Origin of the sequence: Bradyrhizobium sp. LTSPM299 (assembly GCF_000938235.1) — a bacterium.
Taxonomy (GTDB): Bacteria; Pseudomonadota; Alphaproteobacteria; order Rhizobiales; family Xanthobacteraceae; genus Bradyrhizobium.
On sequence record NZ_JYMU01000012.1, the window covers coordinates 1 to 21,226 of the forward strand.

General features: G+C 62.6%; 18 protein-coding genes. 14 read left to right on the forward strand and 4 right to left on the reverse strand.

Translation table 11 applies throughout. The features are described from left to right. Window positions 1-946: 946 nt before the first annotated feature. The 3 genes from UP10_RS07900 to UP10_RS07910 form a co-directional block, all read right to left on the reverse strand. The gene (locus UP10_RS07900) at window positions 947-2,137 is read right to left on the reverse strand and encodes a YncE family protein (protein WP_197086762.1); all 1,191 of its coding nucleotides are present in this window, start codon (window positions 2,135-2,137) and stop codon (window positions 947-949) included. Window positions 2,138-2,226: 89 nt separating this feature from the next. Then, window positions 2,227-2,499: a hypothetical protein gene (locus UP10_RS07905; RefSeq protein WP_050043588.1), complete on the reverse strand. Its 273-nt coding sequence runs from the start codon at window positions 2,497-2,499 to the stop codon at window positions 2,227-2,229. A gap of 109 nt (window positions 2,500-2,608) precedes the next feature. After that, a complete protein-coding gene (locus UP10_RS07910; protein WP_044586811.1) occupies window positions 2,609-3,496 on the reverse strand; it encodes a LysR substrate-binding domain-containing protein in 888 nt (295 codons plus the stop codon). 81 nt (window positions 3,497-3,577) lie between these two features. On the opposite strand from UP10_RS07910, the gene psrA reads away from it, so the two are divergent. The 14 genes from psrA to UP10_RS07980 all read left to right on the forward strand — a co-directional run bounded on the left by psrA (window position 3,578) and on the right by UP10_RS07980 (window position 20,475). Then, the gene (gene psrA, locus UP10_RS07915; protein ID WP_044586812.1) at window positions 3,578-4,708 is read left to right on the forward strand and encodes an iron-containing alcohol dehydrogenase PsrA; all 1,131 of its coding nucleotides are present in this window, start codon (window positions 3,578-3,580) and stop codon (window positions 4,706-4,708) included. A 37-nt stretch (window positions 4,709-4,745) separates the two neighbouring features. Beyond that, window positions 4,746-5,990, forward strand: coding sequence for a phosphonoacetate hydrolase (phnA, locus tag UP10_RS07920; RefSeq protein WP_044586813.1), 1,245 nt, complete (start codon window positions 4,746-4,748; stop codon window positions 5,988-5,990). Between the two features lie 26 nt (window positions 5,991-6,016). Next, window positions 6,017-7,465, forward strand: a complete 1,449-nt coding sequence (gene phnY, locus UP10_RS07925) for a phosphonoacetaldehyde dehydrogenase (RefSeq protein ID WP_044586832.1) — start codon at window positions 6,017-6,019, stop codon at window positions 7,463-7,465. Between the two features lie 99 nt (window positions 7,466-7,564). After that, on the forward strand, window positions 7,565-8,881 hold the full coding sequence (locus UP10_RS07930; protein ID WP_197086763.1) for an MFS transporter: 1,317 nt from the start codon (window positions 7,565-7,567) through the stop codon (window positions 8,879-8,881). 355 nt (window positions 8,882-9,236) lie between these two features. Beyond that, window positions 9,237-10,916 (forward strand): phospholipase C, encoded by a 1,680-nt coding sequence (locus UP10_RS07935; RefSeq protein ID WP_044586814.1) that lies wholly within the window; start codon window positions 9,237-9,239, stop codon window positions 10,914-10,916. Between the two features lie 14 nt (window positions 10,917-10,930). Continuing rightward, entirely contained in the window at window positions 10,931-12,280 is a 1,350-nt protein-coding gene (locus tag UP10_RS07940; protein WP_044586815.1) for a cytochrome-c peroxidase, read from the forward strand. Window positions 12,281-12,357: 77 nt separating this feature from the next. Then, window positions 12,358-13,176: an aldo/keto reductase gene (locus tag UP10_RS07945; RefSeq protein ID WP_044586816.1), complete on the forward strand. Its 819-nt coding sequence runs from the start codon at window positions 12,358-12,360 to the stop codon at window positions 13,174-13,176. Window positions 13,177-13,238: 62 nt separating this feature from the next. Continuing rightward, window positions 13,239-14,147 carry a cell envelope integrity protein TolA gene (gene tolA, locus UP10_RS07950; protein ID WP_044586817.1) on the forward strand — a complete coding sequence of 303 codons (909 nt, stop codon included), beginning with the start codon at window positions 13,239-13,241 and terminating at the stop codon, window positions 14,145-14,147. A 323-nt stretch (window positions 14,148-14,470) separates the two neighbouring features. Further along, window positions 14,471-15,574 (forward strand): ABC transporter substrate-binding protein, encoded by a 1,104-nt coding sequence (locus UP10_RS07955; protein ID WP_082077019.1) that lies wholly within the window; start codon window positions 14,471-14,473, stop codon window positions 15,572-15,574. Then, complete coding sequence (locus UP10_RS07960; protein ID WP_082077020.1) at window positions 15,571-16,341, forward strand: ABC transporter ATP-binding protein; 771 nt, start codon at window positions 15,571-15,573, stop codon at window positions 16,339-16,341. Before UP10_RS07955 ends, UP10_RS07960 begins: the two co-directional genes overlap by 4 nt. An 80-nt stretch (window positions 16,342-16,421) precedes the next feature. Further along, window positions 16,422-17,198 (forward strand): ABC transporter permease, encoded by a 777-nt coding sequence (locus UP10_RS07965; RefSeq protein ID WP_245321685.1) that lies wholly within the window; start codon window positions 16,422-16,424, stop codon window positions 17,196-17,198. A 33-nt stretch (window positions 17,199-17,231) separates the two neighbouring features. Further along, a complete protein-coding gene (locus UP10_RS07970; protein ID WP_044586819.1) occupies window positions 17,232-18,218 on the forward strand; it encodes an isopenicillin N synthase family dioxygenase in 987 nt (328 codons plus the stop codon). An 81-nt stretch (window positions 18,219-18,299) separates the two neighbouring features. Continuing rightward, window positions 18,300-19,388, forward strand: coding sequence for a LacI family DNA-binding transcriptional regulator (locus UP10_RS07975; RefSeq protein ID WP_197086764.1), 1,089 nt, complete (start codon window positions 18,300-18,302; stop codon window positions 19,386-19,388). 10 nt (window positions 19,389-19,398) lie between these two features. Next, complete coding sequence (locus UP10_RS07980; RefSeq protein WP_044586820.1) at window positions 19,399-20,475, forward strand: adenosine deaminase; 1,077 nt, start codon at window positions 19,399-19,401, stop codon at window positions 20,473-20,475. Window positions 20,476-20,512: 37 nt separating this feature from the next. Here the strand turns inward: UP10_RS07980 and UP10_RS07985 are convergent, their stop codons facing one another. Continuing rightward, window positions 20,513-21,190 carry a DUF599 domain-containing protein gene (locus UP10_RS07985; RefSeq protein ID WP_044586821.1) on the reverse strand — a complete coding sequence of 226 codons (678 nt, stop codon included), beginning with the start codon at window positions 21,188-21,190 and terminating at the stop codon, window positions 20,513-20,515. Window positions 21,191-21,226: the final 36 nt, after the last annotated feature.

The following is a 21,226-nucleotide window of genomic DNA, read 5'->3' on the forward strand; positions in this document are numbered from 1 at the left end:
AACCAACCCCGCGGTGCGCGCACGGGCGGTAGCAATCATCTCTTCCGGCCTCACGCGGGGATTACGCAAGAAGCGCGTAATCCGCATCTCGCCCGCGCGATTGCCTCCCACGCGACGCACACTGATACCGGATTGCCCGACACTGACCAAACGGGCCAGCAAGCCGGCCCCCCTTTTTCCAGGCGCCGGTCGCCAAACCGTCCCAAACCGCCTTCCATGCCTGTTCCCCGAATGTTGCGGGGCCATCATCGATTCAGAGAATGGGACGCTCCGCAAGGGCGCGTCTGGAGATGTGTGCATATCGTAGGGTCAAGCCGGGCGATGACAGTTGTGGATGAGGACGCAGTTTTACATTCTCGCGACATGATTTGTCCGAGCTTTGCATCTCGCTTCGCCCTCTCTTGAACACAAGGGCGCAGGGAAAGCCGGGTGCACGCTGCACCCGCGGTCTCGAGTGCAAATGGGTAGAAGAAACCGCACACGAGCATACAGGTTCAGCGGAGGCACTCCGGCTTTCCCTGCGCGATGGCTTTACGGCTTATACGTGCTCCCCGGCGAGACTAGGCTTTGTTGTCACCGCCCCCGCAAAGCCGCTTTCGCGCACTTCACGAGAGGACACCTGCCACTGGGGCGTCAGGTCCACACGATTTCACCGTCCGCGTCATGCGCACTCGTCAGTTGCGCATTCCGCGTCCACCGCATCCCACCGCGCGTTCGTGACGTACGCTCGCCCCTCAATCGGGTAGGATGGGTGCATTAAACGGTTGAGTTGGGGTTGGTGTCAAGAAAAACTTCCGAAAAAACGAAATTACTTCTGTCGCGAGGCCTTGCCAAGACCAGACACGCAAAAACACGCGCTACGCGCCTTGGGAACACATTGGCAGCGGCGGGCCTGGGGGTCTGTTGACGGAAGCCCATTCCGCGACCGGCGGAATGGGGACGCACTCTACCGCGCCGGCGCGCGCATGGACGCCGGCTGGCCCGGCAGCTTCAGCCTGGGTCCTGCCTCGGTCAGCTTGCCGTTGGCAAGGTGAAATACCTGCAGGTCCTTGTCGAAATAGTTGCCCACATAGAGGTAGTCGCCGTTCGGGCTGTAAGCGATGCCCTCCGGCAGGCCGCCGAGCGGTGCACGCGCAGTCACCGTCAGCTTACCGCCGGTGCCGATCGACATCAGGACAAGTTCGCCGGTTTTGGTCTTGAACCAGTCACTGTCCTTGGCCGAGGTGCCGAGCAGCAGTGGGGCGGCTGCGGTCTTCCCGTTGGGCGCGATGGCGAAGCCTTCCGGTCCGGTACCTGGGGTCATCACATCGACCACGTGGGGATGTGGGCCGGTCGCTTCGATAATCACCTCGGCATCGGCGTTGTTCTTCAGTGCACCGGTATTCGAGGCGATGACGTATTTGCCGTCTGGCGTGATGTCGATGTTGTAGGGAGTGAACGCCGATGAAATGTCCATCGACTTGTCGTAGGTCACGTTCTGTCCATCGATCGCCAACACGCCGATTTTGTTCGCGAGGTTGAGGCAGACAAAGGCGCGCTTGCCGTCGGGTGCGATGACAATTGCGGCCGCCTGCTGCTCCACCGAGACCTCGCCTACGGCCTTGACCGTCGAGCCCTGGATCGAGACAACAGAGACACTCTTGCCGTCCCGGTTGGCGATCAACGCGAGGTCGCCCTTTCTGGAGATCGACAGACCAGACGGCTGCCGTCCCACGGTCACCGTGTCGATCAACTTCGGCGGGTTGGCCGTGAGATCGATCACATACAGTTTGTTATCCGGGACCGATTTCCAGGAGTTGCCGTCCTGGACGTGGACTACGGAATTGGCGACCAGGCCCAGTCTGCCGTCCGGTGTGATCTGCAGGTTGGTGGGCGGGCCCAGCAGGGAGTTCGTCAGCGGCAGGTTGGCGCGGATCTTGGGTTTGGCCGGGTTGGAAATGTCCACGACCAGCACGGCGTCGTTACCGGGAGCGCCGTTGATCTGGCCTTCGGGACCGTAGGTGACCTTGTTGTCAAGGCCGATCAGGATGTCGTTGGTTCCGGCTTGCGCCAGGCCGCTGCCGAGGAGGCCGGCCAAGCCGATGGCACAAAGAGCAGGGCGTAAAGTCATCATGCGTTTTCTCCCGGTCCGGCCCATTCTGAGATGAGCTTGTTCCGTCACCGTACTTCGCGGCGTTTGGGGCTGGCAAGAACGATGCTGGCATCGATCCCAATTTGGCTGCACGCCTAGGAAGCGGACGGCGGACGCCGGCGGTGAATAACGGGCTCCGCCTTCAGCGGCGCGCATGCGTTGAAAGGTACGGTGAAATCGGAGCGGCCGCCCGGGCTGTGGGAAAAGGCCACGGTGGTGTACTGGAAATCGCGGTCCGCGACCTTGAGCGTGCGGCACTTGCCGGTCATCAACGCGAACACGTCGATCTCGGGTTCGTGTCGCTCGATCTCGTCAGCCAGCAGCGCCGGCGCGGCAACTGAAAGGCACATCAACGCAACGGCGGCCACCCGTCAACAGATGCGCATAAAATTCCCCCAAGCCCAAAATACAGCCTAAGCGCCGCGGTTCGAAAGATAAAGGCGCAACGGGCCGGCCGGACTCCGTCGAGAGAGTGAGTTATCTGTTGCGATCCGTACCCTTCATGCGTCGAACCGTCTCAAGGAACGCCTTGACCATGGGCGAGTGACCGCGCCCGCTATGATGAGCAATGTTGTATTGTGTCTTGATGGTGCGATCGCTGATCTCGAGCGCGCGCAAATTCGGGTGCGGCACGAATTCGAAATCGGCGACCACGCTGATCCCGAGCCCGCGCTCGACCGCCTTCCATACGCCTTCGCGGCTTTCGATCTCGAACACCGGTTCGATCGTCACGCCTTCGGCTTGCATCGTCGCCTCGAAGGCGCGCCGTGTGGTCGAGCCGCGCTCGCGCAGCACGAACGGCTGGTCGGTGAGCTCACGAAGCTTGACCGACTTCCGCTTGAACCATGGATGATCCCCGTTGACGAACACGACCACGCGATGGGTCCGATAGGGGATCATCGTCACGCGTGTGTCTTCCGGCACCTCGGCCAGGATCGCCACATCAGCCTCGAAGTCGATGATGTGCCGCAGGGTGCGTTCCGAATTGCCGAGCATGGTCGAGATCTGCACCGCGGGGTGGTCGCGCTTGAAAGCGGCGATGATCTCGGTGGCGTGAAACGGTCCGACGGTCGCCACGCGAAGATGGCCCTTCGTCGCCTTGCCGTGCGCGGCCAACAGCTCGTGCGCCTCGTCGCAGAAGCTCATGATGCCGCGGGTGATCTCGAACAGCGCGGAGCCTGCTTCGGTAAGCTCGGTGCGCCGTGATTTCCGGATCAGCAGTTCGACGCCGTAGGTCTGCTCCAGCTCCTTGACCTGGATGGTCAGCGTCGGCTGTCCGACGTTGAGCACACGCGATGCCGCGGTGAAGCCGCCGTGGGCGGCGACCGCATGGAAAGCGCGGAGCTGGCTGAACACTATTGACATAATCAATAGAACGCATCTGAAGAATGAATTTGTCAATAGTAGCCGACGCCGTATTTTCGCGACCAAACGGAGGACGCGGGAATGGCCTGGAAATACTCGAACCCGGTGCAAATCGAATTCGGTGCCGACAGCTTCGACAAGCTCGCGGCGCTGATCGGCAGGCGCTCCTATGCCCTGGTGACCTATGGCGAGCCGGTGTTCGCTGCGCTCGAAGCGCGGCTGCAGGCCGGAGCCGGCGCAGCACAGCTCACGATCCGCGACGTCGCGCCCAATCCGGACTACCGCCTGCTCGCTGAGCAGACCGCGCGTTTCGGCGTGCTTGGCAAGCAGCCTGAGGTGATCGTCGCGCTCGGTGGCGGATCGGTGATCGACTCCGCGAAAGTGTTCGCGGCCGCGGGCGGCGACTTCGAAATTGTCCGGACCTATCTCGAAACGCAGCAGGGCGCCGAGCGGCTCTCGGCTATCCCGATCATCGCGGTGCCGACCACCGCAGGCACCGGCAGCGAAGTCACCTGCTGGGGCACGGTTTGGGACGAGGCCAACGGCAAGAAATACTCGCTGGCCCGCCCGTCGCTCTACCCGACGCATGCGGTGATCGACCCGCGCTTGATGCTCGGCAAGCCGCAGCTGCTCACCATCTCGACCGGTCTCGATGCGTTGTCGCACGCGCTGGAGAGCATCTGGAACGTCAACAACAACCCGGTCTCGGCCAACCACGCGGTAGCGGCGGCGCGCGGCGTCCTGGACGTGCTGCCGCGGCTTGCCGGCGATCTCGGCAATCTCGAATTGCGCAGCCGGATGGCGCAGGCGGCGCTGTTTGCGGGGCTGGCGTTCTCCAACACCAAGACCGCGATCGCCCATTCGCTGTCCTACCCGATCACGCTTCATCACGGCGTGCAACACGGCATCGCCTGTTCGTTCTCGCTGCCGATGGTGCTGCGGAGCGTGAAGGGTGCCGGCGGGCTCTGCGAGGACAGCCTGAAGCAGATTTTCGGCACGGATCTGGCGCGCGCCGCCGACGACCTCGAGGATTTCATGGCGCGGCTCGGCATCTCCTGCAACCCGGCCGCCTACCGGATCGACCGCAAGGAATGGAACGCGCTGATCGAGGACTCGCTGCAGGGCGAGCGCGGCCGCAACTTCCTTGGATCAAGAGAAAAGCTCATCGAGGCGTCGCAGATGACGCGGTTGCCGAGCGCGATCAGCGCGTGAGCGCATCACGGCGCGACGCACGACAAGGAGAGACATCATGACAACCAATGGCAACCCCATCATCGTCAACGGCCGCAGCTACAGCCCGCCGACGCGACCGACCGTCGTGATCTGCCTGGACGGCTCGGAGCCCGGCTACATCGAGAAGGCGATCGACGCCGGCGTGGCGCCGACCTTCGCACGCTTCATGAAGGAGGGCGCCCACGTGCACGCCGCCAGCGTGATCCCGAGCTTCACCAATCCGAACAACCTCTCGATCATCACGGGACGTCCGCCGGCGGTGCACGGCATTGCCGGGAACTATTTCTACGACACGACAAGCGGCACCGAGGTCATGATGAACGACCCGAAATTCCTGCGCGCGCCGACCATTCTGGCCGGCGTCCACGATGCCGGCTACAGGGTTGCCGCCGTCACCGCCAAGGACAAGCTGCGCGCGCTGCTCGCGCACGGGCTCGACTATTCCACCGGCCGCGCCTTTGCTTTCTCTGCGGAGAGGGCCGACCAGGCCACCATTGCTGCTAACGGCATCGACGATGTGCTCGATTTCGTCGGCCTGCCGCTGCCCGAAGTCTACTCGGCCGACCTGTCGCGGTTCGTGTTCGCGGCTGGCGTCAAGCTCGTCGAGCGCCATCGCCCCGACCTGATGTACCTGTCGACCACCGACTACATCCAGCACAAGGTCGGGCTCGGTACCAAAATCGCCAACGACTTCTACGCGATGATCGACGGCTACCTGGCGCAGCTCGATGCGCTCGGCTGCACCATCGTGGCGACCGCGGATCACGGCATGAACGACAAGTATCTCGCCGACGGCAAGCCTGACGTCATCTATCTCCAGGACGTCATGGATGACTGGACCGGGAAGGGCGCCGCACGGGTGATCCTGCCGATCACCGATCCCTATGTCGCCCATCACGGCTCGCTCGGGTCGTTCGCAACGATCTACACGCCCGAAGGCGCCGACATCGACACGCTGCTGATGCGACTGCGCGACATCAACGGCATTGACGTCGCACTGACGCGCAAGGATGCCTGTGCCAGGTTCGAGCTGCCGCCTGACAGAATCGGCGACATCGTCGTGATCTCCTCCAAGCACAAGGTGCTCGGCACCAGCGCGGCGCGTCACGACCTGTCGGGGCTCACCGAGCCGCTGCGCTCGCATGGCGGACTGACCGAGGAGCGGGTGCCGCTGATCGCCAACCGCAAGATCGCGCTGCCGCCTGATCATCGCTTGCGCAACTTCGACGCTTTCGACGTCGCGCTCAACCGCATCCAGTAATGCAGGACACCGCCAAGGACATTGCCATGAACATCCAGACCCCGGCCGTCCGCCACGAGCAGATGCGCATCGCCGGCACGCTCGTCGACACCGACGAGCATGTCGACGTCTTCAATCCCTACACCAACAAGGTGGTAGGCACGGTGCCGGCGGCGCGCCCGGAGCACGTGCGCAGCGCCTTTGCCAAAGCCGCCGCCTTCAAGCCGAAGCTGACGCGCTATGAGCGCCAGCGCATCCTGCTGCGCACCGCCGACATCCTCGCCAGCCGCAAGGAGGAGTTCGCGCGGCTGATCACGGCCGAGTCAGGCCTGTGCTGGAAGGACTCGCTCTACGAGGCCGGCCGCGCCTACGACGTCTATTCCTTTGCCGGCCAGCTCACGATCAGGGATGACGGCGAGACCTTCTCCTGCGACATCAGCCCGCAGGGCAAGGCGCGCAAGATCTTCACGACGCGCACCCCGCTGCTCGGCGCGATCTCGGCGATCACGCCGTTCAACCATCCGCTCAACATGGTCAGCCACAAGATCGCGCCGGCGATCGCCACCAACAACCGCGTCGTGCTGAAGCCGACCGAGCTGACGCCGCTGACCGCGCTGGCGCTCGCCGACGTGCTCTACGAGGCCGGCCTGCCGCCGGAGATGCTGTCGGTGGTGACGGGCAATCCGCATTCGATGGGCGATGCGATGATCACCGATCCCGACGCCGATCTCGTGACCTTCACGGGCTCGGTCCGGGTGGGCAAGCACATTGCGATGAAGGCCGGCTACAAGCGCCTGGTGCTCGAGCTCGGCGGCAATGACCCCCTGATCGTGATGGAGGACGCCGATCTGGAGAAGGCGGCGGAGCTCGCCGTCACCGGTGCCACCAAGAACTCCGGCCAGCGCTGCACCGCCGTCAAGCGCATCCTGTGCGTGGAGGCCGTGGCCGACGATTTCTCGGCGCTGGTGCTGAAGAAGGCGCGGGCGCTGAAGTGTGGCGACCCGATGGATCCGACCGTCGATGTCGGCACCGTGATCCATGAGGGCGCGGCAAAGGAGTTCGAGCGCCGGGTCAACGCGGCCGTCGCAGACGGTGCCGAACTGCTGCACGGCAATAACCGTGATGGTGCGCTCTATCCGCCGACGGTGGTGGATCGCATCCCTTACACCAGCGAATTGGTGATGCAGGAGACCTTCGGTCCGGTGATTCCGATCATCCGCGTCCCCAACGACATCGAGAGCGTGATCCGGATCTCCAACGCGACAGCTTTCGGCCTGTCGTCCGGCGTCTGCACCAACCGGCTCGATTACATCACGCGGTTCGTCAACGAGCTCGACGTCGGCACCGTCAATGTCTGGGAAGTGCCGGGCTATCGCATCGAGATGTCGCCGTTCGGCGGCATCAAGGACTCCGGCCTTGGCTACAAGGAAGGCGTGCAGGAAGCGATCAAGAGCTTCACCAACGTCAAGACCTACTCGCTGCCCTGGCCTGCTTAGCCGCATCCGATCCGAAACGAGGCCGCACGCGCGCCACAACAACAGCGCGGCGGCTGGACTGCGAAACATTCATAAGTCGGCAATCAGGGGAGGCTTTCAATGACGATCACGTTTAGTCCGGCGAGCGTCGGCTCGGTCGGAATCCAGAATCCGGAGCTGGCGACCTCGTTCCGCCGCGCGCAGTGGCGGATGCTGTTCGCGGCGATGTTCTGCTATCTGTTCTTCTACACGGGGCGGCAAACCTTCGGCTTCGCGATTCCCGGCATTCAGGCCGAGTTCGGCGTCACCAAGGAGGCGCTGGGTTGGGCCAGCGCGGCGCTGCTGTGGTGCTACGCGGTCGGGCAGGCGATCAACGGCAATCTCGGCGACAAGTTCGGCGGCCGCCGCGTCATGAGCGCCGGCGCGATCCTCTCCTTCATCATGAACTGGGCCACCAGCCTGTCGACCGGCATCGTCAGCCTGTCGCTGTTCTGGGGCATCAACGGCTACTTCCAGTCGATGGGATGGGCGCCGGGCAGCCGCCTATTGTCGAACTGGTGGGGACGGCATGAGCGCGGCACGGTCTATGGCCTCTATACATTCGCAGCCGGTCTCGCCTCAGTGCTGTCATTCGTCACGTCGCTGGTCGTGGTCGGCTATTTCCAGCTCGACTGGCGCTGGATATTCCGCATCCCGGTCGTGCTGTTGCTGGTCGGCGGCATCGCGTTCTATCTGATTGCTCGCGAGAAGCCCGAGGACATGGGCTTTGCCTCGCCGCATGACGACGCCGAAGACATTGCCGCGGGCGAGAGCGCCATCGATGCCAACGAGAGCTCTTTCGCGCGCTACAAGGCCGTTCTGTCGAACTGGCGCCTGCTGGTCGCCGGCGTCTCGATCGGCTTCCAAAACGCGGCGCGCTATGGCCTCCTGGTGTGGGTGCCCGTGCATTTCCTCGGCAACAACTGGGCCAAGGCCGGCGCAACATCGGCGATCGATCCGCGCTGGATCAGCATCGCACTGCCGGTCGGCATGGCGGTGGGAGCGTTCAGCAATGGCTGGGTCTCGGACAAGGTGTTCGGCTCGCGCCGCTATCTCGCCATCGTCCTCTACATGGTCCTCGCCGCGGTCACCGCGCTCTGCATGTACAAGATTCCCACCACGGAAATTTATCTCGGGATGACGGTGCTATTCATGTGCGGCTTCTTCACCTACGGTCCGCAATCCTCATTCTGGGCGCTGTGCCCGGATCTCGTCGGCCACAAGCGGGCCGGCACCGCGACCGGCGTGATGAACTTCTTCGCCTATTTGTTCGCAGGCCTCGGCGAACCCATGATCGGCCATTTCATGGACGCGCATAACCAGACCTCGCTGGTGTTCCTGGTGGTGGCCGCCTGCGCCGGCTCCAGCGCGCTGGTTGCGGCCTTCATCCGCAGATAGGTCACGCGGACGCGTCCTGGGCGGACGCCCGGCCAGGACGCGTCCGTGAAAGCAAGCCCGCTATCGGCCAGGTCACCACGGCAGCGTTCCGAATTTTGCGTGCGTGAACGTTCCTGTTGGACCATTCGGGCCGAGCGGGGCGACGCGCACCGCCTCGCGGGCGTGCGTCGCAATTCACGCCCGACAGATTAAGCCCGAAGATTATTCTCGATGGTTGCAACCGTCGCGAGAAATGCGCGCGTCATTTTTTCACAGATATTCATCGACTGCATAAAACCGACACAGACCTGTTACGGGACGTGGCTAACGTGTCGCACGCTAACGTCATAAATTTGCAATAGCTGGGGGCACTACGGTGAAAGCCAAACTTCTTTCGACGGTCGGACTCTGTGTGATTGCTGCCGCGCTCGTGGGCAGCGCTACCGCTCAGGACGAATGGGAGCGGGACCATCGTCATCCGCACGAGATCCACACGGATACGCCGATCAAGCATCTCGTGGTGATCTTCAACGAGAACCGCTCGTTCGATCATTATTTTGCGACGTATCCGAACGCGGCCAATCCGTCGGGCTCGATTCCCTTCACCGCGAAGCCGCATACGCCGAAGGTGAACAACCTCGCCAATGCGAACCTGTTGACCAATAATCCCAACCTCAACCCGGCCAACGGCACCGGCGCGGCCAATCCGTTCCGTCTCGACCGCACCCAGGCCAACACGAGATCGCAGAACCACGCCTACACACCCGAGCAGCAGGCCTATGACAACGGCAAGGCCGACCTGTTTCCGGAATTCACCGGGCGCGGCACGGCCGGCGGCGTCGGCGCCTTCGGCACCAACGGGCAGGTGCTGGGCTATTTCGACGGCAACACCGTTACCGCGTTCTGGAACTACGCCCAGAACTTCGCCATGAACGACAACACCTACACAGGCACCTACGGGCCGTCGACACAAGGCGCGCTCGAGGTGATCTCCGGCCAGACCAACGGCGCGGTGAACATCGTCGGCAGCTCCTCGTCGATCGCTGACGGCCAGGGCGGGTTGACGCTGATCGGCGATACCGATCCCGCCTACGACCAGTGTTCGAGCGCGACCAGCACCGTGCTGATGACCAGCAAGAATATCGGCGACCTGCTCAACGCCGAACATATCAGCTGGGGCGGCTTCATGGGCGGCTTCGACCTGACACTCAAGAACGCCAACGGCACGACCGGCTGTACCCGCAGCACCTTCTCCAGCAATGTCAGCGGCACCATCGTGGACTATATCCCGCACCACGCCTGGTTCCAGTACTACAAGTCGACGGGCAACCCGACCCATGCGCGGCCGAGCTCGGTCGATGCGATCGGCCACACCTATATCGCTGGCAGCAAGACCGTCGATCCGGCCAATCACAACTACGACCTCGAAGATTTCTACGCCGCGGTCAAAGCCGGCAACTTCCCGGCGGTCTCCTACATCAAGATGCCGGCCTATCAGGACGGCCATCCCGGCAATTCCGATCCGCTCGACGAGCAGGCCGGAAATGTCGAGCTGATCAACTTCCTGCAGAAGCAGCCGGAATGGCATGACACCGCCGTCATCGTCACCTACGACGATTCCGACGGCTGGTACGACCACGCCTATGCCGTGCCGACCAGCGCCTCCTACGATCCGACCGCCGATCAGGTCAACGGTCCCGGCAAGTGCGGCCTCGGTGCCGCCAAGCAGCCGCAGCCGAAGGGTCTGAGCGGCAAGCCCGTGAACGGCCGCTGCGGTCCGGGTACGCGCATTCCCTTCATCGTGATCTCGCCCTACGCCAAGCGGAATTTCGTCAGCCACGACCGCCTGACGCAGGCGTCCGTGGTGCGCTTCATCGAGGACAACTGGCTGCACGGCCAGCGCCTGGGTGGCGGCTCGTTCGACGAGAGCGCCGAATCGATCATGGACCTGTTCGACTTCGACCGCGATCGCTTCCGCGACGATCGTCAGAGCCAGCTGTTTCTCGATCCGACGTCCGGCACGGTGATCGTCAGCCCGCCTGATCATCACCGCTAATCATCGGATGTGACATGAACGGCCGCACTTTGTGGCTCCTCGGCGCCGGCCTGCTCTGCATGGCCGGCGCTGTCGCAGCGGTGGAGACGTCCGGACTTCCGGACGCAAAGGGGCTGGCGGGTACAAACCCGAACCCGATCCACCTGATGCGTCCACCCGTTGCGCCGCTGTCTTCGATGGCGCAACTCGGCAAGCAGATTTTTTACGACGCGTCGCTCTCATCGTCAGGCCAACTCTCCTGCGCGTCCTGCCACAGCCCGGATCACGCCTACGGCCCGCCCAATGACGGGCCGGTCATGCTCGGCGGCGCCACGCTCAAGCGGCAGGGTGCGCGCGCCGTTCCCTCGCTGACCTATCTCGAGCGCCAGCCGAATTTCAGCATCGGGCCCGAGAAGGACGAAGACGACAATGTCGTCGACCTCGCGCAGATGGCCGCGCTCGGCCAGCAGAGCGCGCGCGCGAAGAAGGTCGCGACCGCGACCGCAGCTGCTGCGGCGAACATCGTGCCGCAAGGCGGCCTGTTCTGGGACGGTCGCGCCGACACGCTGCAGGATCAGGCGATCTTCCCGCTGCTCGACCGCAATGAAATGGATGGCGGCAGTCTCGAGGTGGTGGCGGACAAGCTGCGCCGCGCGCGCTACGCCGGGCGCTTCGCCGAGCTGTTCGGCGCCGGTGTGTTCGACAACGGGCGGTTGCTGATCGCGGAGGCGATGTTCGCGATCGCGCGCTATCAGGTCGAAGAGGTGAGCTTCCATCCCTATACCAGCAAGTACGACTACTGGCTGGAGGGCAGGGCGCGGCTCAGCGAGAGCGAGCTGCGCGGCCTGCAATTGTTCGACGACCCTGACAAGGCGAATTGCGCTGGCTGTCATACGTCGGCACCGACGCGCGACAGCCTGCCGCCGCTGTTCACCGACCATCAGTACGAGGCGCTCGGCGCGCCGCGCAATGCCGCGCTCGCTGAAAACGCCGATCCCGATCGTTTCGATCTCGGGGTCTGCGGCCCGCAGCGCACCGACGTCGCCGAGCAAACGCAATATTGCGGCATGTTCCTGACGCCGACCTTGCGCAACACGGCGACCCGCCGCGCCTTCTTCCACAACGGCGCCTTCCGCAGCCTCGAGCAGGTGCTCGACTTCTACAATTTCCGCGACACCAATCCGGAGAAGGTTTTTCCGCGCGCAGCAGACGGGACGGTGCGGAAGTACGACGATCTGCCGGCGAAGTATCACGCCAATGTCGACGTCAGCGATCCGCCGTTCGACCGCCATGCCGGCGATGCGCCGGCGATGACGACGCAGGATGAAGCCGACATCATCGCCTTCCTGAAGACGCTGACCGACGGTTTCGAGCCGGAACCTTGAGCCGGCTCGACCGGCCTTCAGCCGGCCCCACGCCCGCGTGAGTTGGCAGCGCCGGCCTGGCGGCTCATAATGGCCGCATGATCTTCATCGAAGGCAATGGTGCCAAAATCCCGGTGATCGGGCTCGGCACGTGGGAGTTACGCGGCCGCACCTGCGCGCGCATCGTCGAGCAGGCGCTGCGGCTCGGCTATCGCCACATCGACACCGCGCAGATCTACGAGAACGAGCGCGAGGTCGGCGAGGGGCTGCGCGCCTCGGGCGTCAAGCGCGACGACGTCTTCTTGACCACCAAGGTCTGGACGAACCACTTTCTGCCGAAGGACCTTGAGCGATCGGCCAAGGAGAGCTTGGCGCGGCTGCGCCTGACCGAGGTTGATTTGCTGCTGCTGCACTGGCCCAACCCGCAGGTGCCGCTGGCCGAGACGCTCGGTGCGCTGGCGCGGGTCAAGCAAGCCGGCCTCGCGCGGCATATCGGCGTCTCGAACTTCACGGTGGCGCTGATCGAGGAGGCGGTGACGGACTGCCCTGAAACGCTCGCCTGCAACCAGGTCGAGTATCATCCCTATCTCGACCAGGCCAAGGTGATGGAGGCCTGCGCGCGCCATGGCCTGGCGCTGGTGGCCTACAGTCCGGTCGCGAAGGGGCGAATCAAGAATGACCGCGCACTGGCGCGGATCGGCGACCGCTATCGCAAGACCGCGGCCCAAATCTGCCTGCGCTGGCTGGTGCAACAAAATGTTTCCGCGATCCCGCGCACCTCGAAGCTCGAGCGGCTGCAGGAGAACATCAATATCTTCGATTTCGAGCTGTCCGAAGCGGATATGGGCGAGATCTCCGCGATGGGCAGCGCGGGCGGCCGGCTGACCGATTTCGGTTTTGCGCCGAAATGGGATTGAGGCAGGTCGGCCCCAACCGCTATGCTAAAGGGCGGGGAGACATCACAATTTGATCGAGTGGGATGAAGTTCCGGCCAAACGCTGACATGATAGCGTCGGTGCTCGTGCACCTGTCGCTGCTTGGGCTGATTTTCCTGTATTCGGAAGTCCATCAGTTCGATCCCGTCGCCGCCGATACGGTGCCGGTCGAGGTCGTGACGCAGCAGGAGGCCGCCGAGATCAAGCCTGAGCCCGTGCCGAGCCCGTCACCGACGCCCGAGTTTCAGTTGCCGTCACTGGACAAGCCGACGGACCAGGCCACGCCGCAACCTGCCGCTCAGCAACCGCCACAGAAGCAGGCGACGCCGCCGCAACAGCAGCCTCAGCAGAATCAGGCGACGCCGCCTACGCCGCAGTCCCAGCAGAAACAGGCCACGCCGCCGGCGCCACAGCCAAGTCCCACCCCGCAACAGGCGGCGAAGGCCGAGCCGCCTCCGGCGCCACAGCCACCTCCGCCGGTTGCCCAGCAGCCCGCGCCGCCGTCACCGCCGGCCTATACGCCGCCCGAGCCTGATGTGTCCGTCAAATACGGTGTCATCCTCGGCCTGCCGCCCGATCTGCCGGCTGCGCCTGCCGGCAGCGCGCCTGGAAAGGACAATTTCGACGCGGCGGCCTCGGAGAAGGCCGACGTCGGCACCGGCGTTGTCGCGGAATTCCGCCGCCATCTGAAAACCTGCATGAAGCTTCCGGCCGACCTGAACACCGGCGACGACGTCAGGGTCAAGCTGCGAGTGCTCATGACGCCGGACGGCAAGCTCGCAGCCGCCCCCCAGCTGATCGAGGGCACCGCATCAGCGAAAGGCGTGCTTCTGATGAAGAGCGCGACGACTGGGCTGCAGGCCTGCCAGCCTTACGGGATGCTGCCCAGGGAGCGCTACGGCGAATGGAAGGTGCTCGATCTCGACTTCACGACACGCGATTTCGGGTCGTAGGGTGTAGTCTTATTTCCGAGATTGATCGGAGAGATATGAAGCCCGGTAAGCCGCATCACTTCCGGATCTTGCGCGAAGCGGGCTTCGGTCGAGAATACTGAGCAAGGCAACCGATTCATTTCGGGCATGATCATTTTTTGCGCATGCAGTGGCCAATAGACGGTCAACCTCCCGCCTGACCGGTCGCTCCCAATCCCGCATGGCCCTGTTCCGCATCGGGTTCTAGCACTGGCATATTTCTTGCTGAAAACCTTTGCAGATCGTCTGCAAACGTTTGCAATTGTTTTGCAAAGGTTTTCAGGCATAATGGGAGATGAGCTCCAATGCGCTGTCTACGTGCGAATTTTTTCCTATTACTTTTACCGTTGCTGGTGGTGGGGACGCCCGTGTCCTGTCTGGCCGAAGCAAAGCAACCGCGACACGTCGTGCTCGCTGTCGGGACGTCGGTGCTTAATGTCGGCTACCCGATGGTCACGCTCCCGCTCTCCCTCGGCTACTGGACTGAGGAAGGCTACGATGTCGACGTGCAGCCGGTCGGCTCTTCGTTGCAGGCGATCCAACTCCTTGTCGCCGGTAACGCCGACTTCGTGCAGGCGAATGCCTCCGCCATCATTCAATCCGCTGTCACCAACAAGCTCCCGGTTCGTGTCGTCATGGCAAACGGCGTCACCGACTGGTCGATCGCAGTGCCGGTCGATTCGAAGATACGGACTATTGCCGACCTCAGAGGCCGGACCATCGGCGTGTTCAGCGTGGTCAGTGCCGGGGTGTCGCTGCTGCAGCACTCGCTGAAGCAACAGGGGATTACAGTCGAGTCGGCTGGAATCAGCTTCCTGCCGCTGGGCCTTGGGGCTCCGCCTGTGCAGGCCATGCGACGCGGTCAGGTCGATGCGCTAATCTATTGGGCTCCCGGCGTAGCCAGTTTTCGCAACGCCGGGCTGGAGCTGCGCGAAATCGTTCCGCCGGAATGGCGAACCTATCCCGACTATTCACTTGGGACGTTGCAACGCTCCATATCTTCCGATCCCGACATGGTTGTAGCGATCGCCCGGGGTATTGCCAAAGCAACTGTCTATGCCTTGGCCAATCCGGAATGCGCGGTACGGATACACTGGCGACGGTTCCCGGACACGAAGCCTTCCGGTGTCGATGATGAAACCGCCATGCGCATGGACCTGAACACGATCAACGCGCAACTCAGCACTTTGGCTGACGGTTTCAGGCTGAACGGCGGGCGCCAGTGGGGTGCGACCGATCCCGCTGGTCTCGCACGACTCCAGAACTTCCTGAATGAGGCTGGAATCATCAGCGGATCGCTGCCGGCTGACAGCTATCTGACCGCGATTCCCGACTTCTACGATCGAGTTAATGACTTCGACGCCGAAAAGATTCGTGCTGCCGCTCGGACATGCGAGGTCGCGCAATGACCGGCGTTGCGATCTCTCAGCTTGAGAAGCGCTACCGCTCGCCTGGGCACGACGAGATCGTTGCCCTCGAGAACATCGATGTGACGATCGAGCATGGGTCGTTCGTCACCATTGTCGGCCCCAGCGGCTGTGGCAAGAGTACGCTGCTGCGCATCCTGGCCGGCACCCTCGAGCGGACGTCCGGCCAAGTGTTGATCAACGGGCGCAGCGTGAACGGACCGACGCGCGAAATGGGCGTCGTCTTTCAATCCCCAGTCTTGCTGCCATGGCGGAGTGTCCTGGCCAATGTGACCGTACCTGCCGAAATTCAGGGAATGGAGAAGAAAGCTGCGGCGCAGCGGGCTCGGGCGCTGCTCGCGACCGTTGGATTGTCGGGCTTCGAGGATCGTTATCCGGCCGAACTGTCCGGCGGCATGGCGCAACGCGCCGGGATATGCCGAGCATTGGTCCATCAGCCTGACTTCCTGCTGATGGACGAACCGTTCGGTGCGCTCGACGCCATGACAAGAGAAACCATGAATCTGGAACTGCTTCGAATCTGGCGGGAGCAGGGGATCACTATCGTGCTGGTGACACACAGCATTCCGGAGGCGGTGTTCCTCGCGGACCGGGTGATCGTGATGACGCCACGGCCAGGACGGATCGCCGAAATACTGCCTGTCGAGCTGTCGCGTCCCCGAACGCTCGCAATGTTCAACACGCCCGAGTTCGGCCGCCACGTGACGGCAATTCGGCGCCACTTTAGCACGGCCGTGGAGTTGGACTAATGGACGGAAGCATATCTGCGCGGGCTCACAGCGTGACCATCAAGCCCGAAAAAACTGCGAGACGGGTTCGATCCGCCTCTTTGAAGGAGAACGGTCTGGTCGCACCGATCTTGTTCGTCGTCCTGATGGCGACTTGGGAAGTCGCGGTCCGCGTGCTCGAAATTCCGGCGATCGTCCTGCCAACCCCTAGCAGTGTGGGGATGGCACTCGTGCGAGAGGTGACTTCGCCGTCATTCCTGTACCATCTCGGCGTCACCTTCACCGAGATCGTCGCGGGCTTTGCCGCGGGTGCCGTATTGGGAATTGTCCTCGGCATAGCGATCGGCCAATCCGAATTCCTTGAGCGGGTGGTCTACCCTTATGTCGTGGCTTTCCAGACCGTGCCGAAGGTGGCGATCGCGCCGATCATCGTCATCTGGTTCGGCTACGGCCTATCGTCCAAGGTCGTGATCACCGCGACCATCGTTTTCTTCCCGCTGCTGGCGAATACCATCGCTGGCCTGCGCTCCGCGCCGCGCGACCAGATCGAAATGCTCCGGGCCCATACGGCGAACGAGTGGCAGGTGTTCCACATGGTTCGCCTGCCTCAGGCACTGCCGTATATTTTCGCCGGGCTGGACATCGCAGTCGTACTCGCCGTGATCGGCGCTGTCGTCGGCGAATTCGTTGGCGCGAGGGCCGGGCTCGGATTTCTGATCCTGCAGAAGAACTTCACTTTCGATATGGCAGGCAGCTTCGCCATTCTGATCGTGCTGTCACTGATCGGGGTTGGGCTTCACGGCATCATCGTCACGATTCAGCGCCGACTTTTGTTCTGGACCAGCGCCAATGACAGGGGCCGGATCGCGACATTCTAACCCATTCGAACTTGGAAAATGTGAGGATCTATCATGACTGAACCGACCCGCGTCGCAGACCACAGCGAAGTCCCCGTCCTTGATCTTACGCCGCTTCTCCAGGGAGCGCCGATCGACGACCTCGCCCGAAATCTGGATCGTGCTTGCCGGGAGACAGGCTTCTTCTATGTCTCCAACCACGGCATCTCCGAGAACATCCTCAACGCGGTGTTTGGCGCGACCCGACGGTATTTCGCTCTGCCAGAGGAAATGCGGCAACGCCATGTGATGCATCCGTACTTCCGTCGCGGATTCATGCCCCAAGGGGTTACCAAGCAGCCGGGCTTCGAAGCTGATCTGAAGGAAAGCTATGAGGTCGGCCTCGACCTGGCGCTAGACGACCCGGATGTGATTGCCCGGCGTCCCTTGCACGCGCCAAACCAGTGGCCCGAAGAGTTGCCGTGGCTGCGCGAAGCCGCCGAGGCTTACTTCGCACAAGCCAAGACCCTTGGCGAGAATCTGCTCCGATTGATCGCACGCGCGCTGGATTTGGACGAGGGCTACTTCCTTCAGTACGCCAAAAAGCCAATGGTGCAGATGAGGATGTTCCACTATCCGCCCCAGCCGCCGACGGCCACGGCCACGGCACTGGGTGCCGCACCGCATACCGACTTTGGCATGATCACCTTGCTGGCCCAGGATCCGATCGGAGGTCTTGAACTCAAGAAGCGTGACGGTGAGTGGATTGCTGCGCCATACATCGACGGCACGCTCGTCGTAAATATCGGGGACCTGTTCCAGCGTTGGACCAACGACCGCTACGTGTCCAATTTCCACCGCGTTACCAATCGTACCGGACGGGAGCGGTACTCGATCCCGATGTTTTTTAATTTGGACTACGACGCACCGGTCGTTTGCTTGCCGACGTGTTGCTCGGAGGAGAATCCGCCGCGGCACAAACCCGTGGCGTTCGGCGACTACATTGTCAGCCGATTCACGGCGGTGCAGAAATTCCGCACCGAAGACGCGACCGCTGCATGAAGATTGGAAGCCGCAACCGTTCCGGAATTTTTGGTCACCCGTCCAAGAAACGGGTGGGCTCGGGCGGCGGAGATGCCAAGCATGACGACTGAACATACTTTGCAGAACGCCCCCTTGTCACAACCCGAGGGCGAAGTCACGCTCAAGCAGATTGCCCGGCTGGCGGGCGTGTCGATCGCGACGGTGTCTCGTGCCATTAATCAGCCGGACATGGTCGCAGCCTCGAAGTTGAAGGCCATAGGCGAAGTCCTCCAGAAGCTCTCCTACATCCCGAACAACGCCGCTCGTATTCTGCTCAATGGTCGCTCGAAGACGATTGGACTGATCGTTCCGACGATGTCGAATCCTGTTTTTGCGCCGACCATTGAAGCGGCGGAGGAAACTTTGCGGGCGGCCAGTTACGGGGTGCTCGTCGCTTGTTCCAACCGAGACGTCGATCGCGAACTTGAACAAGTTAGGACCATGCTCAGTCGCGGCGTAGATGGTCTGATACTCACCGGCTCCCGCCGTCATCCTGACGTTTTGCGCATTCTGGGATCCCGCAACGTGCCTGTGGTGTTTCAGGACTGCGCGGAGACTTATCCCGACTCGTTCTCAGTCGCCATGCCGGACGCAGCAGCTATGGCTCTCGCGATCGACACCCTGGTCGATGCGGGGCACCGCAGGATAGCGGTGCTTACCGGCCCGACAGGTAATACGCCGCCGGTTGCCGACCGCCTACGCGGAGCCCGTGAACAGCTCGCGGCGCATGGAATCGAACTTCGTCCGCTTGGTCTTGCCGAAACAGAAGACTATGACGCGGCTACGGCGCGGGCGGCGGTTCGGCGCCTCCTCAATCAGTCGCCCGGTTATACCGCGATCGCGTGCACGGGCGATATCCTGGCGCTCGGCGCAATCATGGCTATACGGGAGGCGGGTCTGTCGGTACCCGACGATATTTCGATCGTGGGCTGCAGCGATTCGGTGATGGCTCAATACGTCGATCCACCCCTCTCCACCATCCACCTGCCTTTCAAGGAGATGGGCGCGATCGCAGCGGAGAGGCTGCTCTCCATCCTGAAGAACGAACCCGCGAGCGGTTTGACCTTCATGCCTTTCCACCTTGAACGGCGTCAATCGATCAAAGTCTTGTCGCGTGACGGCAACGTTGCCCCCACCGACCGTCGATAGGAAATATTCAATGCTTGACATCGAGTCCTTCGTCCGCGGCCTACCCAAGGCCGATCTTCATATGCACCTTGAAGGCAGCATTGAGCCGCAATTGATGCTCGACCTCGCTACCCGTAACGGGTTGCGACTGCGATGGGACAGCGCCGATGCTCTGCGCGCAGCCTATCATTTCACGAACTTGCAATCGTTCCTCGATCTCTATTTTGAGGGATGTAAGGTCCTGGTGACGGAGCGGGATTTTTACGACGTGACCCGCGCCTATCTCCGACGGGCTCACGAAGATGGTGTGATCCGTTCGGAACTTTTCATCGGGCCGCAGAGCTTCACGATACGGGGCGTCGCGATCGAAACGCTGATGTCGGGCGTACTCCGGGCCATGGATGATGCCGGTAGGGAAGAGGGCACAAGTGTCGGACTGTTAATCAGCGTCCATCGGCACCGGGCTGAAGCGGATGCGCTCGCGGTGCTCGACCAGATCATGCCATGGGCGGATCGGATCATCGGCATCGGCATGGGCGGCGCGGAAGTGGGCAACCCGCCGTCGAAGTTCGCCGGATTTTTCAAGGAATGCCGCAAGCGAGGTTTCCGCACGACCATCCACGCCGGAGAGGAAGGCCCGGCTTCTTATGTGCGTGAGGCGCTGTCGCTCTTGCAAGTCGACCGGATAGATCATGGTAACGCCTGTCTGGCCGATCCTGATCTGGTTCGCGAACTGGCCGACAAGCGCATCGTCCTCACGATATGCCCGCTGTCCAACGTCCGGCTGCATGTGGTGCCGTGCATGGAAAAGCATCCACTGAAGGAACTTATGGCGCAGGGCCTGCACGTCACCATCAACTCGGACGATCCGCCGTACTTTGATGGTTACGTCACGGAAAATCTGCTCGCTTGCCGGTCAGCTCTCGGCCTCTCCTTGAGCGAGATCGTGGGCTTGGCCCGCAATGGCCTTCTGGCGGCTTTTGTATCCGAGAAAGAACGGCAGGGCCTTTTGCGCAAGCTGGATGCTTATCTCGCGCAACATGCAGTTGACGGCAACGGTGCAGGAAGTTCCGGCGAGGACGCACTGAGAGCATCAATTTCGTGTTGACCTTGAGTACACCATGCCGGCGACATGGCCCTGAGCTTCAACTCCCCATCGCCTCCCAGGCGTTCGATGTGAACTGCCGGCGCCAGATCACGATCACGACGGCAGCCGTGGTGACGAACAGCACCCAGGGGCTGACGAACCAGCCGAGATAGGCAAGCGCGAAGAAGAACGCGCGCTGGCCGCGATTGAAGTGCTGGCCGGCGCTTTCGAACAGTCGTGTAGTGCGAATCACGTGCGCTTCGGCCGCGGGCGTGCCGCGTTGTGTCGCCGGCGGCATCGCGCCGAACAGGATCGCGACGTAATTGAACAGGCGATAGGCCCAGGCGAATTTGAAGAACGTGTAGATGAAGATCAGGATCAGGCCGACGCACTTGACCTCCCACAGCGCAGGCGAGGGGCTCAAGCCGAACGGCAGCGTGCCGAGCACCGTCAATGCATCGTTGGTCTCGCGCAGCAGCGCCAATGCGCCGCCGATCGCGATCAGGCTGGTGGAGGCGAAGAACGCCGTGCCGTTCTGCAAGCTGGCCATGATCTGCATGTCGACCATCCGCGACTCGCGATCGAGCAGGTTCCTGACCCAGATCTCGCGATAGAGATGCATGCGCGCCGACAGGCTGTCGCGCCCGTAGGCGGTGTGCTCCAGCGTGATGGCGTACACCGTCCATTCCAGCGCGAAGAAGCCGACCGCAAAGACATCGACCCAATAGCCAGTCATGTTGCTTTCCTTCGTGCTCGCGCCGCTGCGCCGCGC